Annotated in this window: 1 protein-coding gene and 1 pseudogene; both read right to left on the minus strand. The window is 67.2% G+C overall.

What is annotated here, in order from left to right; translation table 11 throughout:
* Nucleotides 1-763: bifunctional NUDIX hydrolase/histidine phosphatase family protein (locus tag A9X05_RS28750; RefSeq protein ID WP_067785768.1), on the minus strand; the 763-nt coding region annotated here is incomplete at its 3' end.
* Between the two features lie 86 nt (nucleotides 764-849).
* Nucleotides 850-1,213: pseudogene (locus A9X05_RS28755) on the minus strand (RNA degradosome polyphosphate kinase); the annotation flags it as partial.

Consider the following 1,213-nt stretch of genomic DNA (forward strand, 5'->3'; position numbering starts at 1 on the left):
CCTGGGTGCAAATGACCGGTGTGCCTTGCTGCTCCGCGATGGCGAGCATCCGGTGCCGGCCGCGTTTGGGGCTCTTGGCGTAGGACTCTTCGGTGAGGGTGGGCTCGTTGTGCACCGGCACACCCAGCTCCTCCGCGAGGGGCTCCACCGTCTGGTGGCAGCGCAGCCGGTCGGCCGCATAGACGTCGGTGGCGCCGAAGGCCAGCAGCTGCGGCACCAGCGCCTCGGCCTGCGCGCGGCCCCGTTTGTCCAGCGGCCGTTGGGTGTCGTCGCCCTTGAAGCGCGATTTACGGCCCGCCGTCCCGTGCCGGACCACCACCACCGTGTGCGTGTCCGCGGGATGTTTGGTGAAGTGGCGCAGCATCTTTCGGTCGTGAGAGTAGCTGATTTTCTTCAGCGCGTCGGAAATCGGTAGCCACACCAATTCGTCGACCTCGTTGCCGGGGGTGAAGTCACCGCCGGTGCTGCGCGCGGCCCAGTAGTAGACCTTCTTGACCCCGGCATCGATCGGGTAGCTCACCATGTCGAGCCGCCTGCCCAGGATGGAGTGGTGCCCCGTCTCCTCGCGTACCTCCCGCACCGCGGCGACGGGCGCCGTCTCGCCCGGGTCGACCTTGCCCTTGGGCAGCGACCAGTCGTCGTAGCGGGGGCGGTGGATCACCGCGATCTCGAGGCCGGGGTTGGTCGAATCGGTCGGCCGCCACAGCACGGCTCCGGCGGCATACACGATCCGGCTTCCCGAACGCGAGCTCTTGGTCGGCAACTCAACTCCTGCAGGTCAATTCGGTGCGGGGTCGCGCGCACGGTCGCGGTGCGGCCGGAGACAACCGTAAAGCACCACGCGGAGGGTTACGGACTGCGGTGCCGCTCCATCAACGACACTTGGTGATCGCGCACGGTGTGGCCCTCTTGCGGCGACGCGGTCCACTGCCCGTCGGGCCCCAGCTCCCAGCATCGAGTGGAGGGGTCGAGTGCGGACTCGAACAGGTCGTCCAGGTATGAGGTGAGCCTCGGATCCTTGACCTGAACCAACGCCTCGACGCGGCGGTCGAGGTTGCGGTGCATCATGTCGGCGCTGCCGATCCAGAACTCGTTGATGCGATTGAAATGCATGATGCGGGAATGCTCGAGGAAACGACCGAGGATCGAGCGGACCGCAATGTTCTCCGAGAACTCTTCGGCGCCGGGGCGCAGCGCGCAGATGCCGCGCACC

It is taken from the genome of Mycobacterium sp. E3298, assembly GCF_001666895.1.
Classification (GTDB): domain Bacteria; phylum Actinomycetota; class Actinomycetes; order Mycobacteriales; family Mycobacteriaceae; genus Mycobacterium.